The sequence below is a fragment of the Mycobacterium sp. NTMscope_MAC_12 genome (assembly GCF_976985675.1).
On record NZ_CDRJYY010000001.1, the window covers coordinates 855467 to 873799 of the forward strand.

Genomic DNA, 18333 nt, shown 5'->3' on the forward strand with positions numbered 1-18333 from the left:
CCGTCGGCAAGGCGAAAGCCCCAGATATGACGGGCTATTGCGCTTGGTCTACCTTTGGCGGATATGCCCGGGGAACGCGATTCAGCCCGCGAGTGGGCGGTGTGTGTGTACTGCGCGTCGGGTCCGCAGCATCCCGAATTGCTCGGTGTCGCTGCGGAACTCGGCGAGGCGATCGCGGAGCGGGGCTGGACGCTGGTGTGGGGCGGTGGCCGTGTTTCGGCGATGGGCGCGGTGGCGAGCGCGGCGCGGGCCCGCGGCGGCCGCACCGTCGGCGTCATCCCCCAGGTCTTGATGCGCCGCGAGATCGCCGACGCGGACGCCGCCGAGCTGATCGTGAGCGACACCCTGCATGAGCGCAAGCAGATCATGGAGGACCGCGCCGACGCGTTCATCGCGCTGCCGGGCGGCATCGGCACCCTCGACGAGTTGCTCGACACCTGGACGACGGCCTACCTCGGCCTCCACGACAAACCCATCGTCCTGCTCGACCCCGTGGGTCACTACGAAGGGCTGTGGATGTGGTTGTGCGGATTGCTGGACAGCGGTTACGTCTCCCAGGCGGCGATGGACCGATTGGTGCTGGTCGACAAGGTGAGCGCCGCGCTGGACGCGTGCGCGCCCGGCTGAGCCCGCCGGCCGGTCCCAGCCCCTACTAGGCTGTCCGCCGAGCTTGACTTTTTGGAAACGAATCGAGGGGATCACGTGTCCGATCGTGACGGGGGAGCGCGCACGGCGGTCAAACTGACCGACATCGCATCTCGGGTGCCGGCCGTGCTGGCCGACCTGCCGGTGATCGCGCGCGGGGCGCTGACCGGGCTGCTGGCCCAGCCCGGCTCCAAGAAATCGATCGGCACGGTGTTCCAGGAGCGGGCCGCCCGTTACGGCGACCGGATCTTCTTGCGGTTCGGCGACCAGCAACTGACCTACCGCGACGCCAACGCGGCCGCCAACCGGTACGCCGCGGTGCTGGCCTCGCGCGGCGTCGGCCACGGCGACGTCGTCGCCATCATGCTGCGTAACTCGCCCAACGCCGTGCTGGCCATGCTGGCCGCGGTCAAGTGCGGCGCGGTCGCCGGCATGCTCAACTACCACCAGCGCGGCGATGTGCTCGCGCACAGCCTCGGCCTGCTGGAAGCCAAGGTGCTCATCGCCGAGACCGATCTGGTCAGCGCCGTGGCGGAGTGCGGGGGCTCGGGCGGCACCCAGACGCTGACCGTCGAAGACCTGGAGCGGTTCGCGGCGAGCGCCCCGGCCACCAACCCGGCGTCGGCGTCGGCCGTGCACGCCCGGGACACCGCGTTCTACATCTTCACCTCGGGCACAACCGGTTTCCCCAAGGCCAGCGTCATGACGCACCTGCGGTGGCTGAAGGCGCTCGCGGCGTTCGGCGGCATCGGGCTGCGGCTCAAGAGCGCGGATACCCTCTACTGCTGCCTGCCGCTGTATCACAACAACGCGCTGACGGTCGCGTTGTCGTCGGTGATCAACTCGGGGGCGACGCTGGCGCTGGGCAAGTCCTTCTCGGCGTCGAAGTTCTGGGACGAGGTGATCGCCAACGACGCCACGGCCTTCATCTACATCGGCGAGGTGTGCAGGTACCTGCTCAACCAACCGGCCAAGCCGACCGACCGGGCGCACAAGGTGCGGGTGATCGCCGGCAACGGGCTGCGCCCGGAGATCTGGGACGAGTTCACCAAACGATTCGGGATCGCGCGCGTCTGCGAGTTCTACGCCTCCAGCGAGGGCAACGCCGCGTTCATCAACGTCTTCAACGTGCCCCGCTCCACCGGTGTTTTTCCGCTGCCGTTGGCCTACGTCGAGTACGACCCGGACACCGGCGCCCCGCTGCGCGGCGACGACGGGCGCGTGCGCCGGGTGCCGGCCGGGGAGCCGGGCCTGTTGCTCACCCCGGTCAACCGGCTGCAGCCCTTCGACGGCTACACCGACCCGGAATCCAGCGAAAAGAAGTTGGTGCGCAACGCTTTTCGTGAGGGCGACTGCTGGTTCAACACGGGCGACGTGATGAGCCCGCAGGGTCTGGGCCATGCCGCGTTCGTCGACCGGCTCGGCGACACCTTCCGCTGGAAGGGCGAGAACGTGGCCACCACCCAGGTCGAGGCGGCACTGGCATCCGACGAGTCCGTCGAGGACTGCACGGTCTTCGGGGTCGAGGTGCCGCGCACGGGTGGTCGCGCCGGGATGGCGGCGGTCAAGCTGCGCGACGGCGCCGAGTTCGACGGGCGGTCGTTGGCCCGTGCCGTCTACGAGCAGCTGCCCGGCTACGCGCTGCCGTTGTTCGTGCGGGTGGTCGAGTCGATCGAGCAGACCACGACCTTCAAGAGCCGCAAGGTGGAGCTGCGCGAGCAGGCCTACGGCCCCGACGTGGCCGACCCGCTGTACGTGCTGGCCGGACGCGACGACGGCTACGTGCCGTTCTACGACGAGTACCCCGACGAGGTCGCCGAGGGTAAACGCCCGTAGGGGGCGGCCGCGCCGATCAGTCGGTCGCGAGCGTAACCACACTGCGAGATGGCGAGTCGGATTTCGCAGTGCAGTTACGCTCGCGACCTGGCACTGCACGCTGTTCGGCGACCAGGCACCATAGACGCGTGCAATCGTCGTTCTGCGGCCGTCCCGTGTCAGCCGATCGCGCGCTGATCATGGCGATCGTCAACCGCACCCCGGACTCGTTCTACGACAGGGGCGCGACCTTCAGCGACGAGGCCGCCCGCGCGGCCGTGCACCGGGCCGTGGCCGACGGAGCCGACGTCATCGACGTGGGCGGCGTCAAGGCCGGCCCGGGTCAAGAGGTCGACGCCGACACCGAGATCGCCCGGCTGGTGCCGTTCATCGAATGGCTGCGCGACGCCTATCCCGACCAGGTGATCAGCGCCGATACCTGGCGATCCGAGGTCGCCACGGTGGCCTGCGCGGCCGGGGCCGACCTGATCAACGACACCTGGGCCGGCGTCGACCCCGCCCTGCCGGAAGTGGCCGCGGAGTTCGGGGCGGGTCTGGTGTGTTCGCACACCGGGAACGCGCAGCCGCGCACCCGCCCGTTCCGGGTGAACTACGGAACGAGCACGCGCGGCGTGGTCGACGACGTGATCGCCCAAGTCGCCGCCGCCGCCGAGCGAGCGGTCGCGTGCGGCGTGGCCCGCGACCGGGTGCTGATCGACCCGACCCACGACTTCGGCAAGAACACCTTCCACGGGCTGCTGCTGTTGCGCCATGTCGACGATCTTGTTAATACCGGGTGGCCCGTGCTCATGGCTTTGAGTAACAAGGACTTCGTCGGGGAGACTCTGGGTGTGGAATTGACCGAGCGGCTCGAGGGAACGCTGGCGGCCACCGCGCTCGCCGCGGCCGCCGGTGTGCGGATGTTTCGCGTGCACGAGGTCGCCGCCACCCGCCGGGTGCTGGAAATGGTGGCCTCGATCCAGGGGACGCGCCCGCCGGCCCGCACGGTGAGGGGGCTCGCATGACGATGTCAGACCTGGTCGCGGGCGATCTCGCCAGCGACGGGTTGCTCGCCGCGAGGCCGGGGGACACCTGGCTGGCCGACCGCAGCTGGAACCGCCCGAGCTGGACCGTCGCCGAACTGGAGGCGGCCAAGGCTGGGCGGACCATTTCGGTGGTGCTGCCCGCCCTCGACGAGGAAGAAACCATCGAGTCGGTGATCGAAAGCATCTCACCGCTGGTCGACGGGCTGGTCGATGAGCTGATCGTGCTGGACTCCGGCTCGACCGACGACACCGAGATCCGGGCCGTCGCCGCCGGCGCCCGCGTCGTCAGCCGCGAGCAGGCGCTGCCCGAGGTGCCGATACGGCCCGGCAAAGGCGAGGCGTTGTGGCGTTCGCTGGCGGCCACCCGCGGCGACATCGTGGTGTTCGTCGACTCCGACCTGATCAACCCGCACCCGATGTTCGTGCCGTGGCTGGTCGGCCCCCTGCTCACCGGCGACAGCGTTCACCTGGTCAAGAGCTTCTACCGGCGGCCCCTCAACGTCGCCGATGTGGGTGGCAGTGCGGGTGCCACCGGCGGTGGGCGGGTCACCGAGCTGGTGGCCCGGCCGTTGCTCGCGGCGCTGCGGCCCGAGCTGGGCGGGGTGCTGCAGCCGCTCGGCGGCGAATACGCGGCCACCCGCGAGTTGCTGACCTCGGTGCCGTTCGCCCCGGGCTACGGCGTGGAGATCGGCCTGCTGGTGGACACCTTCGACCGGCTGGGTCTCGACGCGATCGCCCAGGTCAACCTGGGCGTGCGGGCACACCGCAACCGGCCGCTGGCCGAGTTGGGCGCGATGAGCCGCCAGGTCATCGCGACCCTGCTGTCGCGCTGCGGGATCCCCGACTCCGGGGTCGGCCTGACCCAGTTCGTGGCCGTAGGGCCCGACGGTCAGGGCTACTCCCAGCACACCTCGCCGGTGTCGCTGGCCGACCGGCCGCCGATGCAGGTGATCAGGCCCCGATAAGCCCCAAGGGGTCACGCTGGACATCGCCGTGTCGGCGGCATAGGGCAATATCGATCCCGTGGCGTTGGTGTTGCTGTACCTGGTGGTGCTGGTGCTGGTGGCGATCGTCCTGTTCGGCGCGGCCAGCCTGATGTTCGGTCGCGGCGAGCAGCTGCCGCCCCTGCCGAAAGGGACGACGGCGACGGTGCTGCCGGCCTACGGGGTGACCGGTTCCGACGTCGACGCCGTCAAGTTCACCCAGACGCTGCGCGGATACAAGACCAGCGAGGTGGACTGGGTGCTGGACCGCCTCGCCCGCGAGCTGGAGGCCCTGCGCGGCCAGCTCGCCGCGGTGCACGCCGCGCCCGCGGCCGAACAGGACACCGAGGACGATTCCGCGGAACCCGGCGAGGGCGAGGATCGTCAGGACTGAATGTGAGCGAAGACGAGCTGGTTCGGTGCAGCTGGGCGGCCATTCGGCCCGGGCCGGACTTCGAGATGTACCGCAACTACCACGACCAGGAGTGGGGTCGCCCGCTGCGCGACGGGTTGGGCCTGTTCGAGCGGATGAGCCTGGAGGCCTTTCAGAGCGGCCTGTCGTGGCTGATCATCCTGCGCAAACGGGAGAATTTCCGGCGTGCGTTCTCCGGGTTCGACATCGCGACCGTCGCCGAGTACACCGACGACGACGTGCAGCGGTTGATGGCGGACCAGGGAATCGTGCGCAACCGCGCCAAGATTGACGCGACGATCGCCAACGCCCGCGCGGCCGCGGAGCTGGGAACTCCGGCGGACCTGGCGGAGCTGCTGTGGTCATTTGCGCCATCGCCGCGGTCGCGCCCGGCCGACGCAACCCAAATTCCCTCGGCCACTGACGAATCGAAGGCCATGGCGCGTGAACTCAAGCGGCGTGGGTTCCGCTTCGTCGGTCCGACCACCGCCTATGCGTTGATGCAGGCGACCGGCATGGTCGACGACCACATCCGGGGTTGCTGGGTGCCCGCGACCGCCCGCTGAGCACACAGTTGTGGGTCTTTGTACGAGCGGTGACCTGGATAGGGAACAATGGAGGGGTGATAAGTCAGTTCGATGCCGGGCATGGCTTGAAGTTCGCTGGCGGGGCGTGCTCGGTGCCGACCAGGTCCGCGCGGGCGGGCCAGCTCGAACCTGGAGGGAGCACTCGATGGCGGCGATGAAGCCCCGGACCGGAGACGGTCCTCTGGAAGCAACCAAGGAGGGGCGCGGCATCGTGATGCGGGTACCACTTGAAGGTGGAGGTCGACTGGTCGTCGAGCTGACGCCCGACGAAGCCGCTGCCCTCGGTGACGAACTCAAGGGCGTCACGAGCTCCAGCTAGGGCTTGCCGCCGAACGAGAGTCGGCGGTGCTACGCACACACCTTCCGATAGATCTCCAGGGTCTGCTCGGCGACGTGGGCCCAGGAGAACTCCTCGACGCAGCGTTGGCGTCCTGCCTTGCCGTAGCGCTGCGCTTTTTCGCGGTCGGCGATGAGGTCGTTGACCGCCTCGGCCAATCCGGCCTGATAGCCCGCCACATCGTCGGGGTCGTAATGCACCAGGGTCCCGGTGACCCCGTCTGCGACCACCTCCGGAATACCGCCCACATCCGAGGCCACCACCGCGGCCGCGCAGGCCATCGCCTCCAGGTTCACGATGCCCAACGGCTCATACACCGACGGGCACACGAAAACCGATGCGGCCGATAAGATTTCGCGCAATTCCCCGATGGGAAGCATTTCCCGGACCCAGAAGACGCCGGTGCGGCCGCGAGCCAGGCCGGCGACCGCATCCCGAATCTCGTCGGCGATCTCCGGGGTGTCGGGGGCCCCGGCGCACAGCAGCACCTGCGCCTCCGGGCTGAACCGGTGGGCGGCCGCCACCAGGTGCGCGAGCCCCTTCTGCCGGGTGATGCGACCCACGAACACCACCAGCGGGCGGGCGGGATCGACGCCGAGTGCGGCCAGCATCGACCCGGTCTGCGGTGGGGTCGCGGGGAACCAGACGTCGGTGTCGACGCCGTTGCGGATGACGTGTACGGCGCCGGGATCCAGCGCGGGGTAGACGCGCAGGATGTCCTCGCGCATCGCGGAGCTGACCGCAATGACGGCGTCGGCGGCCAGCACCGCGGTGTGTTCGACCCAGGTCGAGATCCGGTAGCCCCCGCCGAGTTGTTCGGCCTTCCACGGGCGCAGCGGCTCGAGCGAATGCGCGGTCAACACGTGCGGGACGTCGTAGAGCAGCGCGGCCAGGTGACCGGCCATGCCGGTGTACCAGGTGTGTGAATGCACCACGCTGGCCGCCGATGCCGCGGTGGCCATCATCAGGTCGGCGGACAGGGTCGTCATCGCCGCGTTGGCCCCCTGCAACCGCGGGTCGGGCTGGTGCACGTGCACTCCCTGGGCTTCCGGGCGGGGCGCGCCCATGCAATGCACGTCCACCGCGCACAGCCGGCGCAGGTGGCTGACGAGTTCGGTGACGTGTACCCCCGCCCCGCCATAGACCTCTGGGGGATATTCCCGAGTCATCATCGCCACCCGCATACCCGCACCGTAGTTCGGCGACGACGAGGGCCGTGAGTCGGGCGGGGTCGTCTGTTTGCCCGCAGACCCAAATACCTTGACGGACAGCCCCACAGAAGCGGGCAATGACGCCGTCCCCCTGGCAGCGTTTCGCGGCGGCCGATAGGTTTGACACCATGAGGGAAGCACCACACGTGCTGGGCATCGTCCTGGCCGGCGGTGAGGGCAAGCGGCTGTATCCGCTGACCGCGGATCGCGCCAAGCCCGCGGTTCCCTTCGGGGGCGCCTATCGGCTGATCGACTTCGTGCTGTCCAACCTCGTCAACGCCCGCTATTTGCGGATCTGCGTTCTGACGCAGTACAAGTCGCATTCACTCGACCGTCACATTTCGCAGAACTGGCGGTTGTCCGGTTTGGCCGGTGAGTACATCACGCCGGTGCCCGCGCAGCAGCGCCTCGGCCCGCGCTGGTACACCGGTTCGGCCGACGCGATCTACCAGTCGCTGAATCTGATCTACGACGAAGACCCCGACTACATAGTGGTTTTCGGTGCCGACCACGTGTACCGGATGGACCCCGAGCAGATGGTCCGGTTCCACATCGACAGCGGGGCCGGCGCGACGGTAGCCGGCATCCGGGTGCCCCGCAGCGAGGCCACCGCGTTCGGCTGCATTGACTCCGACGAGTCCGGGCACATCCGCCAATTCGTGGAGAAGCCGCTCGATCCGCCGGGCACCCCGGATGACCCCGAGACGACGTTCGTGTCGATGGGCAATTACATCTTCACCACCAAGGTGCTCATCGACGCGATCCGCGCGGACGCCGACGACGACCATTCCGACCACGACATGGGTGGTGACATCATCCCGCGACTGGTGGCTGACGGGATGGCCGCGGTTTACGACTTCAGCGACAACGAGGTGCCCGGCGCCACCGATCGTGACCGGGCCTACTGGCGGGACGTCGGAACGCTGGACGCGTTCTATGACGCGCACATGGACCTGGTGTCGGTGCATCCGGTGTTCAACCTCTACAACAAGCGCTGGCCGATCCGCGGCGAGTCGGAGAACCTGGCGCCGGCCAAGTTCGTCAACGGCGGTTCCGCGCAGGAGTCGGTGGTGGGTGCCGGCAGCATCATCTCGGCGGCGTCGGTGCGCAACTCGGTGCTGTCGTCCAACGTGGTGGTCGACGACGGCGCGATCGTGGAAGGCAGCGTGATCATGCCCGGCGCTCGGGTCGGTCGTGGCGCGGTGGTGCGCCACGCGATCCTGGACAAGAACGTCGTCGTGGGGCCGGGCGAGATGGTCGGGGTGGATCTGGAGAAGGACCGGGAGCGCTTCGCGATCAGCGCCGGTGGCGTGGTCGCGGTGGGCAAGGGCGTCTGGATCTAGGGGATCTCCGGGATCAGCAGGTGCGCGCCGCGTTCCGGGCCCCAATGCAGGGTGACGCGCCCGCGCGGTGAGCTCTGGTAGGCCGCCGGGAATTGGCCCGTCAGCGGGTTTCTCGGGCACAACCAGCGCCCGGCGACCACCAGCCGCAGCTGCTCGCCCGCGCGGAACAACGTCGCCGACGGGCCCAGCGCGACGTTGACCTCGACCACCTGGCCGGCGGAGACCGGCCGCGGATCGGTGCCGGTGGTGACGGGTTCGGCCGGGCGGGACAGCTCGGGGTCCAGGGTGCGCAGCGAGACGCGCTGCCAGCCGGTGCTCACCCGGTCTCGGCCGTAGCCATACGAGCCCTCGAATCCGACGAAGCGGCCCCCGCGCCACTTCTCCACCCCGACGAACAGGTTCGCGTCGTCGCAGCCGGTCAGCTCGACCCACAACCGGGCGGCCATCGGCCCGGTCAGTTCGATGTCGTCGGGAACCGTCCAGGTGAAAGTTGCCGCGCGCGAACGTGTTCCGAATGTCACGCGGCCGGGGTGCGAGGGAGGATCGGACGTCAACACCCCGCTGGTGCCCAAATAGATTGGGCGCCATCGGGTTCGGTTCAGTGGCCACTCGGCTTCTTCGCGCACCGCCGCGACGGTGTCGCGGTCCTCGCGTACCTCGAGGCGCACACTGCGCGACGCGGGGGCGCCGTTGAGCACACCGCGAAAGAACGCCAGCTGCTCGGCCAGCGCGTCCTCGGAGTAGAAGGTGGCCCACTTGCCGCCCCGATGCATGTAGAGCCGGGCGTGGCCGGACCCGCCGTGCGTGAACGCGCGGAGGGAGCCGCGGTGTGCAGGTTGTTGTCGGACAGGCTCCCGCACACCAGCATGGGCACCGTGATCGAGGCCAGGTCCGGTGCCAGGGAGCGCCAGAACTCGTCACGCTGCGGGTGGAGGTCCTGCATGCGTTCGAGGTCGTAGGTCTGCCGCGTAGCGCGTCGCACGTTTCGCGACCACATCCGGGTGAAGCCCCGCTCCCGGACGCCGCCCGGAAACGTCAGGTCGCGGTAGGCGTCGGTGAAGCCTTCCCACGGACAGATCGCGCGCAGCGCCGGCGGCCGCAGCGCCGCGACGGCGTACTGGCTGATGGCCAGGTAGGACACCCCGAGCATGACGACGTTGCCGTCGCTCCACGGTTGGCCGGCGACCCACTGCACCAGGTCGTAGGTGTCCTCGGCCTCTTGCCGCGACAGCAGGCTCCCGGTGCCGTCGGAGTGCCCGCAACCGCGCGAGTCGGCGTTCACCACGACGAAGCCCTGCGCGGTCCACCACGCCGGGTCGGGCGCCTCCCAACCGGTCAGCGCCGAGAAGGTCACCGGCCGCGGCTGGCGCAGTACCCGGTACTGCGCGGAGAACGTCCACGTGTCACCCCGCCGCTGCGGCAGGTTGTCCTTGCCGTAGGGGTGGATGCTGAGGACGACCGGTCGTGCTTCGGCGCCGGCACTGCGAAAGACGTTGATCCGCAACACCGTTCCGTCGCGCGTGGCGACGGCGACGTCGCGCTCGACCTCGAGGTCGGCGGGCGGGTCGGTGACGGTGACGGGCGGTCTGGCGACGCCGCGAATCCGGCTCAGTGCGTACCGCAGCCCACCGCGCCGTCGCCACGGGCGGTCCAGGGCCGGTAGCCGATTGGGCGCCACGGCAATACCCTAGGCGCGCCGGCTACCAGATGTAGGGAACCAACCGATAGCGCACGCGCTCGGCGTATTCGCGGTAGCCGGGCAATTCGTGAATGAGCAGCTTTTCCTCGTCAAAGATGCGCAGCGCGAGCACGATGGTGCCGGGGATGACGAAGAGCAGCCCCCAATACGAGTCGAGTGCCAGGGGGATGCCGATCATCATGATCACGTTTCCGACGTACATCGGATGGCGCACGAATTGATACAGGCCGCCGGACACCACGGTCTGGTCCGCTTCCACCGTGACCGTGGCGCCGGCATAACTGTTCTGGACGATCACCAGCATGGCGATCCCGAGCCCGATCGCCACCAGCACGTCGCCGAGCAGCGACAGCCACGCCGGCACCGACGACCAGTCGAACCGATGGTCGAGCGCGCTGAAGACCATCGTCGCGAACAGACCCAGGAACGAGCCGGTGATGATGAATTTCTGAGCGGTTCTGGGTTCGGCCCGCGGGCCCGCACGCATGCGCCGCTGCAGGGCCGCGGGGTTGGCCCGGCTCAGGTAGACCGTGGGCACGATGGTCGCCACGGTGAACACGGCGATGAAGACCCACGCCTGCCAGTAGTGCAGCGTGCCCGCCGGTAGGAGCAGGATCAAGACCCAGGAAAGAATGCCTCCGAGGGATGTCGTCGTCACGCGGATGCCGGTTTTCATCACGCTCCTAGCAGCGTAGATCGCGGCGCCGAAAAGCCATGGCACCCAGAACCACCAACCCTACGTCGATGGCCAGTAGCCATAGCAAGGGCACGGCGGTGAAATCAGCGCCAATTCTCGGGATGTGCCCGAACGGTTCGAGGTCGAGCAGCCACTGCGGGAACCGGGCCAACGATCCGATCAGGTACAGGGCGATGAAACCGATCAGCACGCCCCAGGCCACCGGTGTGAACCGCGGCGTGACGCCGAAGACACCAACCGTCACGGCCGACAACAGCCAGACGGCGGGCAGTTGGACCGCCGCGCTTGCGACGACCGTCGCGAGTTTGCCACCGACATCGCCGGCCGCGATGCCGTAGACAACCCCGGCGGTCACCCCGCTGGCCAGCATCGCCAGCGCGGACCCACCCAGTGCGGTCACCAAATGGCTTGCGAGCCAACGGGTTCGCGACACCGCCGCGGCCAACACCGTCTCGGCCCGCTGGGTGGACTCTTCCTGGTGCAACCGTAGTGTGAGCGAGACGGCGAACGCGGCTGCCACCATGCCCATCATGGCGAACGCCACGGTGATGAAGGCATCCTCGAGGGCGCTGGTGCCGCCCATCCGGGCGACGATGTCGCGGGCCGCGCCGCTGTCGCCCAGCTCGTCGCCGATGCCGTGCACCACGCTGCCCACCAGCAGCCCGTACAGGCACAGTCCGACCGTCCACAGCAGCAGCGCCGCGCGGTCGAGGCGCCACGTCAGCCCGAACGCGTTGCTCAGCGCCGGCGAAGCGGTCGCGGGCCCGGGGCGTTCGGCGATGAGCCCGGCGCCGACATCGCGGCCGGCGAGTAGCCGATACGCCAGGAGGGTCAACGCGGTCGCCGTCGCCAGGTGCAGCAGCAGCACCCACCAGCGATCACCCGCATACGGTTTGACCAGCAGCGACCACCCCAGGGGAGACAGCCACGACAACGTTCCCGACCCGGCGTCGCCGACGGCGCGCAGGGTGAACGCGGTTCCCAGGACGGCGAATGCGGCACCGCGCGCGAACCTGGCGCTGGGCGACAACTGTGCGGTCACCGCGGCGACCGCGGTGAACACGAGGCCGGAGCAGGCCAGCGCCGCCCCGAACGCCAGCGACCCGGCGGGCGGGACGTCGGTGCTCAGCAGGCCCGCCGCGCCGATCGCGCCGGTGCCGATCGAGGCCCCGAACGACAGCAGCAGCGCCGCGCTCAGGCTGGCGTAGCGGCCGATCGCGGTCGAGTCCACCAACTCCGTCCGCCCGTTCTCCTCGTCGGCGCGGGTGTGCCGGATCACCGTGAGGATGACGGCCACCGCGATCAGCACGTGGAACATCCCGGCTTTCCAAATCCCCACGGCGCCAAGGCTGTCGCTGTAGACCTGGCCGTACAGCGCGCGCTGGGCCGGGCTGGCCATGATGGACGCGGCGAATCCGGCACGGCCGGCCTCGGTGGGGTAGATCTTTTCGATGCTGCCGACGTACACCGTCGCCAACGGCACCGACAGCAGAAACACCCACAGCGGCAACGAGACCCGGTCGCGGCGCAAGTAGAGCCGCAACATCGCAAGCGTTCCGGAAAAATTCGAACTGCGGGGTGGCGCAGGCGATGCCGACGCGTAAGGCCGGTCCAGTGTTGGCGCGCTCATGACAACGACACCTTTTCCGCGTCGCGCCCGTGCCGGCCGTCACCGCCGGAGGTGTCTCCGGACGTGTCATAGTGGCGCAAGAAGAGCTCTTCGAGCGTCGGCGGCTGGCTGACGAGGCTGCTCACGCCGGCGTCGCCGAGCACGCGGATGAGCTCGCCCAGGCTTTCGCTATCGACCTGGGCGCGCAGCGTATTGCCCTCGACGCTGACGTCCTCGACGCCTTTGATCCGCCTGAGATCGCCCGGGTCGCCGGTCATTTCGGCCCTGATCGAGGTGCGGCTCAGATGCCGCATGGAGTCGAGCGAACCACTTTCGATCGTCTTGCCCGCCCGGATGATCGTCACCCGTTCGCACAACGCTTCCGTCTCGGCCAGGATGTGGCTGGACAACAACACCGTCGTGCCCCGGTCGCGGGCGTGCGCCACGCACTGTTGAAACACGTTCTCCATCAACGGGTCCAGGCCGCTGCTGGGCTCGTCCAGGAGCAGCAGCCTGGCGTGGGATGAGAACGCCGAGACGAGGGAGACCTTCTGGCGGTTGCCCTTGGAATACGTGCGCGCCTTCTTGTGCGGGTCCAGGTCGAAGCGCTCGATCAGCTCCGCGCGGCGCCGCTTGTCGATGCCGCCGCGCATGCGGGCCAGTAGATCGATGGTTTCGCCACCTGTCAGGGAGGGCCACAGCGTCACATCACCCGGGACATACGCGATTTGGCGATGCAGCGCGACGGATTGGGTCCAGGGATCACCGCCCAGCAACCGCACGCTGCCACTGTCGGCTTTCACCAGACCCAACAGGATGCGGATGGTGGTGGACTTCCCGGCGCCGTTGGGGCCGAGGAAGCCGTGGACTTCCCCTTCCTGCACGGTGAGGTCGAGGCCGTCCAGTGCCCGCACCGCGCCGAAATTCTTGGTGAGCCCTCGGATCTCGATCGGGGCAGAGCCGATGGAATTTTCAGTTGCCATGGGATTCTCCTTGATCTTCGGCAGCCAGGAACGCGTCGTACATGGTCCGGCCGGTCAGCAATCCTTCGGTGTAGACCTCGAGGGCGGGCAGGATCATCTCACGCGCGTAGTCGCGCAGCACCGCGCGGAGATCCGTTGGTGTTTCATGCATTTGGATGTAGAGAAGGAACCCGCCGCCGCCGGTGATCGCCATATATTTCGCGCGGGCCTGGGGATCGCGGCTGGGCTTGATCGTCCCGGCGCGCACACCCTCTTCCATGTATTCTTGCGCGTTGTCAATCATCCTGCGCCACATCATGTTCGCCAGCTCGCCGCCGGTCTGCATGCTGCGCACCAGGTATGCCATCAGCGGTGCGTACTCCTCGATCTCGGCCATCTGGGCGAACCAGGTGGCCGGGTCGTTGGATTGGAGCGCCTCGGACTTGGTGTTGCGGATCTCCTCGGCGATGTGGTCTTCGCAGGCCTTGCGCAGGCCCTCCTTCGAGCCGAAGTGGTGGATCACCAGCGCGGCACTCACGCCCGCCGCTTCGGCGATGGCACGAAGCCCGACGCCGAACCCGTGCTCGCCGAACTGCTCGATGGCCGCATCGCGGATTCGGGCCGCGGCCGTCAGGTCGGCTGAACGCATGTTCAGTACGCTAAACACACGTTCAGTCCGCGGTCAAGGATGACTCGCGTCAAGAATGCGTAAAAGCGCGCGAATTCAGTCGCGAACCGCGGCCAGGATGCCGTCGCCGAGCGGCACCAGCGCCGGGGTGAGCCGCTCGTCCTCGGCGATGAGGCGGGCCGCCTCGCGCACCGCCACCACCTCGGCGTCGCGGGCAGCCGGATCGCCGGCCCGCCCGCCCAGCGCCGCCCGGTGCACCACGATCACGCCGCCGGGGCGTAGCAACCGGACGCCCTCGACGACGTAGTCCGGCTGATCGATCGGGTCGGCGTCGATGAACACCAGGTCGTAGGACTCGTCGGCGAGCCGGGTGAGCACCTCTTGGGCGCGCCCGCCGATCAGCCGGCTGCGCGAGGGGCCGATGCCGGCCTCGGTGAACGCCTGCTTGGCCAGCCGCAGGTATTCGGGTTCGATGTCGATGGTGGTCAAGACGCCGTCATCGCTCATGCCCGACAGCAACCACAGGCCGCTGACGCCCGCGCCGGTGCCCACCTCGGCGACGGCCTTGCCGCCGCTCAGCTTGGTCAGCAGGCTCAACAACGCGCCCACGGCCGGCGTCACCGCGCCCGCGCCGATGTCGACGGCACGCTCGCGGGCGGCCGCCAACACCGCGTCCTCCGATATCGATCCCTCGGCGTGGGCAAAGAGCGATGCGGCCCGACTGGGCGCTGTTTGGCCAGGGGCTTCTGCGTCGGTGCCGTCCATGCCCGCAGCGTATTCCAATTGATCGCGCGAACCGACAGGCGCGCCTAAAACCGCACGCCGGCGACACGCCCAACCGGCCCGGTGCGTTTAAGGTCACCGTGCGATGGATATTTCCTGCACAGCGCAGGTAACGAAACGGTTTCTCAGGCTCAGCTCAGACTGTTCATATACCGCACATACGCCGATACGCGACGGTGTCCGTATGGATCGCGGAGCGCGTTGGGCGGGGAATACCGAATGGCAGCTGCCTGTTGCCGTCAATGACGAAGTGCCAGTGATCGGCACACCCGATTCGGAGGAATTGATCATCACCACCTTGCTCAGCCCGTCCAGCATGTCTCACGCGCAGGAGCGCCCCACCGACGAGTGGGTGCAGCCGACGGATGCTCCGCAGGGGACCGCGGTTTTCGACGCGACCGGGGACAAGTCGGCCATGCCGTCGTGGGACGAGCTGGTTCGTCAGCACGCCGACCGGGTGTACCGGCTGGCCTATCGGCTTTCCGGCAACCAGCACGACGCCGAGGACCTCACCCAGGAGACCTTCATCCGGGTTTTCCGGTCGGTGCAGAACTATCAGCCGGGCACGTTCGAAGGGTGGCTGCACCGCATCACCACCAACCTCTTCCTCGACATGGTGCGCCGGCGCGCGCGCATCCGGATGGAGGCACTGCCCGAGGACTACGAGCGGGTGCCCGCCGACGAGCCCAACCCCGAGCAGATCTACCACGATTCACGGCTCGGCCCTGACCTGCAGGCGGCGCTGGATTCGCTGCCGCCGGAATTTCGTGCGGCCGTCGTCCTGTGTGACATCGAAGGTCTGTCCTACGAGGAGATCGGTGCCACCCTGGGCGTCAAGCTCGGGACCGTGCGCAGCCGCATCCACCGCGGACGCCAGGCCCTGCGTGACTACCTCGCCGCGCACTCCGATCGGCACGAGCTGCGCGCCCAGTCGGCGTAGACGGCGACGCCCGCCTGTCTCGGCAGCGGAGCGATCAGGTAGATATTCAGCGGCTTTGCGCCCGTAGCTGCGCTATTGCTCACCGGCTCGCGCTACATTCGAGACGAGGCGGCAAGGACAATGAGTGGCAAGGAGCTGGTGATGCCCGATCGAGGACATGTGTTCCGCCGCGCGTTCTCCTGGCTTCCCGCCCAGTTCGCCTCCCAGAGCGACGCGCCCGTCGGCGCACCCCGCCAGTTCGGTTCCACCGAGCACCTGTCCGTCGAGGCGATCGCCGCGTTCGTCGACGGCGAGCTGCGGATGAACGCCCACCTGCGGGCCGCGCATCACCTGTCGATGTGCCCCCAGTGCGCGGCCGAGGTCGACGATCAGAGTCGGACGCGCGCGGCGCTGCGCGATTCCCACCCGATCCGCATCCCCAGCACGCTGCTCGGCATGCTGGCTGACATTCCCTACGATTCGCCCGACGACGCGACCGCGCCGGCATCCGACGGTTTCGCCGACCGCGATGCCCGCGAGCGGCGCAAGCGTCGATAGCAATCGAACCCGCTGCGCAATCGCCCCACACGCTCGTTCATGTCGACCCACGACGCGCCGTGGATACTAGGGTGGACACGGACAACGCCGCTGCCGCACATATCGACCGGTAAAGGCCCGTCTCGAGCGCTCAAGTAGAGGATCCAAAAGGGATAACGTGACCTCCGACCAAGGCTTCGACCGAAGCAATGACAGCGGCAACCGCCTAGCGCCGCGCCCCGTCTCGCGTCCGCCGGTCGACCCCGCATCGCGTCGGGAGTTCAGTCGTCCCGACGGGCTGCGCGGGTCGTTCGTGGCCGAGCGCGTCCGCCCGCAGAAGTACCGGGACCAGTCCGAATTCCGGCCGAGCGATCGCCCGGCCGACCCCGTCCTCCAGGAGGCCTTCCACCGGCCGCAGGGCAGCCTCGATTCGCTGCAGCGCCACCCCGTGGACGTCGGCGCGCTGGCCGCCGAGAAAGACGGCGGGGAGCCCGACGAGCTGGACGATCCCTGGCGGGATCCGGCGGCCGCGGCGGCCTTGGGAACCCCGGCGGTTGCGCCATCGACCTCGCGCTCCGCGCTGGGCTACGGCGGCAAACTGGGTGTGCGCGACGTGCTGTTCGGCGGCCGGGTGTCCTACCTGGCGTTGCTGGTGTTGGCGCTGATCGCGTTGGTCATCGGCCTGATCGGCGGGGTGGTGGGCCGCAAGACGGCCGAGGTCGCCGAGGCGTTCACCACCTCCAAGGTGACGCTGTCGACCAACGGCAACGGGGAAGGCCCGGCCGGGCGCTTCGCCAAGGTGGCGTCGGCGACCGCGAACGCCGTGGTGACCATCGAGTCCAAGAGCGACCAGGAGGGCATGCAGGGCTCCGGCGTCGTCATCGACGGGCGTGGCTACATCGTCACCAACAACCACGTCATCTCCGAGGCGGCGAACAACCCCAGCCAGTTCAAGACCACCGTGGTGTTCAACGACGGCAAGGAAGTGCCCGCCAACCTGGTCGGGCGCGACCCCAAGACCGACCTGGCGGTGATCAAGGTCGACAACGTCGACAACCTGAGCGTGGCGCGCCTGGGTGATTCCGACAAGGTGCGGGTGGGCGACGAGGTCCTGGCCGCGGGTGCGCCGCTGGGGTTGCGCAGCACCGTGACGCACGGGATCATCAGCGCGCTGCACCGGCCGGTCCCGCTGTCCGGGGAGGGCTCGGACACCGACACGGTGATCGACGCCCTGCAGACCGACGCGTCGATCAACCACGGCAACTCCGGCGGCCCGCTGATCGACATGGATTCCCAGGTGATCGGCATCGACACCGCGGGTAAGTCGTTGTCCGACAGCGCAAGTGGGCTCGGCTTTGCGATCCCGATCAACGAGGCCAAGGAAGTCGCCCAGACCTTGATCCGGGACGGGAAGATCGTGCACCCGACGCTGGGCGTCAGCACCCGCTCGGTGAGCAACGCGATCGCCTCCGGCGCCCAGGTCGCCAACGTGAAGGCAGGAAGTCCGGCGCAGAAGGGCGGCGTCCTGGAAAACGACGTCGTCGTCAAGGTGGGGAACCGCAAGGTCGCCGACGCCGACGAATTCGTGGTCGCGGTGCGGCAACTGACCATCGGCCAGGATTCCCCGATCGAGGTGGTCCGCGATGGCCGGCACGTCACCCTGACGGTGAAACCGGACCCGGATAGCGGCTAGATGTTCGCCAACGTCGGCTGGGGAGAAATGCTCGTCCTCGTCGTGGTCGGGTTGGTGGTCCTAGGCCCCGAGCGGCTCCCCGGCGCCATCCGGTGGTCGGCCAACGCGCTGCGCCAGGCGCGCGACTACCTGAGCGGTGTGACCAGCCAGTTGCGCGAGGATCTCGGTCCCGAGTTCGATGACCTGCGCGGTCCGCTCAGCGAATTGCAGAAGTTGCGGGGCATGACCCCCCGCGCCGCGCTGACCAAGCACCTGTTGGACGGCGATGACTCGTTCCTGACCGGAAACTTCGACAAGCCGGTGAACGGGGCCGCGCTGGAGACTCCGCCGCCCGCCCCTCCCGCACCGGCGAACGGACAACCGCTCGGGGCGGAACAGCAGACGGGCGGCCACACGCCGTTCGACACCGACGCAACCTAAACCGGCC

18 protein-coding genes and 1 pseudogene are annotated in these 18333 nt (G+C 68.5%); 12 read left to right on the forward strand and 7 right to left on the reverse strand.

Features of this window, described 5'->3' with window-relative positions:
- Positions 1-63 precede the first annotated feature (63 nt).
- The 7 genes from AC0KS4_RS04125 to AC0KS4_RS04155 all read left to right on the forward strand — a co-directional run bounded on the left by AC0KS4_RS04125 (position 64) and on the right by AC0KS4_RS04155 (position 5807).
- A complete protein-coding gene (locus AC0KS4_RS04125) occupies positions 64-627 on the forward strand; it encodes a TIGR00730 family Rossman fold protein (protein ID WP_238958127.1) in 564 nt (187 codons plus the stop codon).
- A gap of 75 nt (positions 628-702) precedes the next feature.
- Positions 703-2481, forward strand: a complete 1779-nt coding sequence (fadD6, locus tag AC0KS4_RS04130; RefSeq protein ID WP_225330165.1) for a long-chain-acyl-CoA synthetase FadD6 — start codon at positions 703-705, stop codon at positions 2479-2481.
- 179 nt (positions 2482-2660) lie between these two features.
- Positions 2661-3485 (forward strand): dihydropteroate synthase, encoded by an 825-nt coding sequence (gene folP / locus AC0KS4_RS04135; protein ID WP_238958383.1) that lies wholly within the window; start codon positions 2661-2663, stop codon positions 3483-3485.
- Entirely contained in the window at positions 3482-4471 is a 990-nt protein-coding gene (locus tag AC0KS4_RS04140; protein ID WP_238958126.1) for a glucosyl-3-phosphoglycerate synthase, read from the forward strand. The genes folP and AC0KS4_RS04140 overlap by 4 nt, the downstream gene beginning before the upstream one ends.
- 58 nt (positions 4472-4529) lie before the next feature.
- Complete coding sequence (locus AC0KS4_RS04145; protein ID WP_238958125.1) at positions 4530-4883, forward strand: DivIVA domain-containing protein; 354 nt, start codon at positions 4530-4532, stop codon at positions 4881-4883.
- Between the two features lie 2 nt (positions 4884-4885).
- Positions 4886-5467 carry a DNA-3-methyladenine glycosylase I gene (gene tag / locus AC0KS4_RS04150; RefSeq protein ID WP_238958124.1) on the forward strand — a complete coding sequence of 194 codons (582 nt, stop codon included), beginning with the start codon at positions 4886-4888 and terminating at the stop codon, positions 5465-5467.
- Between the two features lie 166 nt (positions 5468-5633).
- Positions 5634-5807, forward strand: coding sequence for a DUF3117 domain-containing protein (locus AC0KS4_RS04155; protein WP_003878471.1), 174 nt, complete (start codon positions 5634-5636; stop codon positions 5805-5807).
- Positions 5808-5836: 29 nt separating this feature from the next.
- Here AC0KS4_RS04155 and glgA read toward each other — a convergent pair whose 3' ends face one another.
- Entirely contained in the window at positions 5837-7009 is a 1173-nt protein-coding gene (glgA, locus tag AC0KS4_RS04160; protein ID WP_238958123.1) for a glycogen synthase, read from the reverse strand.
- Positions 7010-7164: 155 nt separating this feature from the next.
- On the opposite strand from glgA, the gene glgC reads away from it, so the two are divergent.
- Positions 7165-8379, forward strand: coding sequence for a glucose-1-phosphate adenylyltransferase (gene glgC / locus AC0KS4_RS04165; RefSeq protein ID WP_225330170.1), 1215 nt, complete (start codon positions 7165-7167; stop codon positions 8377-8379).
- Here the strand turns inward: glgC and AC0KS4_RS04170 are convergent.
- From AC0KS4_RS04170 to AC0KS4_RS04195, 6 genes and pseudogenes are all read right to left on the reverse strand, one after another.
- Positions 8376-10057, reverse strand: a pseudogene (locus tag AC0KS4_RS04170) (CocE/NonD family hydrolase). The gene glgC and the pseudogene AC0KS4_RS04170 overlap by 4 nt on opposite strands.
- A gap of 22 nt (positions 10058-10079) precedes the next feature.
- On the reverse strand, positions 10080-10754 hold the full coding sequence (locus tag AC0KS4_RS04175) for a methyltransferase family protein (protein WP_225330172.1): 675 nt from the start codon (positions 10752-10754) through the stop codon (positions 10080-10082).
- Positions 10755-10761: 7 nt separating this feature from the next.
- Complete coding sequence (locus AC0KS4_RS04180; protein ID WP_238958122.1) at positions 10762-12405, reverse strand: ABC transporter permease; 1644 nt, start codon at positions 12403-12405, stop codon at positions 10762-10764.
- Positions 12402-13367: an ABC transporter ATP-binding protein gene (locus tag AC0KS4_RS04185; RefSeq protein ID WP_238958121.1), complete on the reverse strand. Its 966-nt coding sequence runs from the start codon at positions 13365-13367 to the stop codon at positions 12402-12404. The genes AC0KS4_RS04180 and AC0KS4_RS04185 overlap by 4 nt, the downstream gene beginning before the upstream one ends.
- Positions 13357-13995, reverse strand: a complete 639-nt coding sequence (locus tag AC0KS4_RS04190) for a TetR/AcrR family transcriptional regulator (protein WP_238958120.1) — start codon at positions 13993-13995, stop codon at positions 13357-13359. The genes AC0KS4_RS04185 and AC0KS4_RS04190 overlap by 11 nt, the downstream gene beginning before the upstream one ends.
- A 75-nt stretch (positions 13996-14070) precedes the next feature.
- Complete coding sequence (locus AC0KS4_RS04195) at positions 14071-14739, reverse strand: O-methyltransferase (protein WP_238958119.1); 669 nt, start codon at positions 14737-14739, stop codon at positions 14071-14073.
- Between the two features lie 202 nt (positions 14740-14941).
- Here AC0KS4_RS04195 and sigE point away from each other — a divergent pair, with 202 nt between their 5' ends.
- The 4 genes from sigE (at position 14942) to tatB (ending at position 18326) form a co-directional block, all read left to right on the forward strand.
- A complete protein-coding gene (gene sigE, locus AC0KS4_RS04200; protein ID WP_238958118.1) occupies positions 14942-15697 on the forward strand; it encodes an RNA polymerase sigma factor SigE in 756 nt (251 codons plus the stop codon).
- 141 nt (positions 15698-15838) lie between these two features.
- Complete coding sequence (gene rseA / locus AC0KS4_RS04205; RefSeq protein WP_238958117.1) at positions 15839-16234, forward strand: anti-sigma E factor RseA; 396 nt, start codon at positions 15839-15841, stop codon at positions 16232-16234.
- Positions 16235-16391: 157 nt separating this feature from the next.
- The gene (htrA, locus tag AC0KS4_RS04210; protein WP_225330177.1) at positions 16392-17906 is read left to right on the forward strand and encodes a serine protease HtrA; all 1515 of its coding nucleotides are present in this window, start codon (positions 16392-16394) and stop codon (positions 17904-17906) included.
- Positions 17907-18326, forward strand: a complete 420-nt coding sequence (gene tatB / locus AC0KS4_RS04215; protein WP_238958116.1) for a Sec-independent protein translocase protein TatB — start codon at positions 17907-17909, stop codon at positions 18324-18326.
- The last annotated feature ends 7 nt before the right edge of the window (positions 18327-18333 follow it).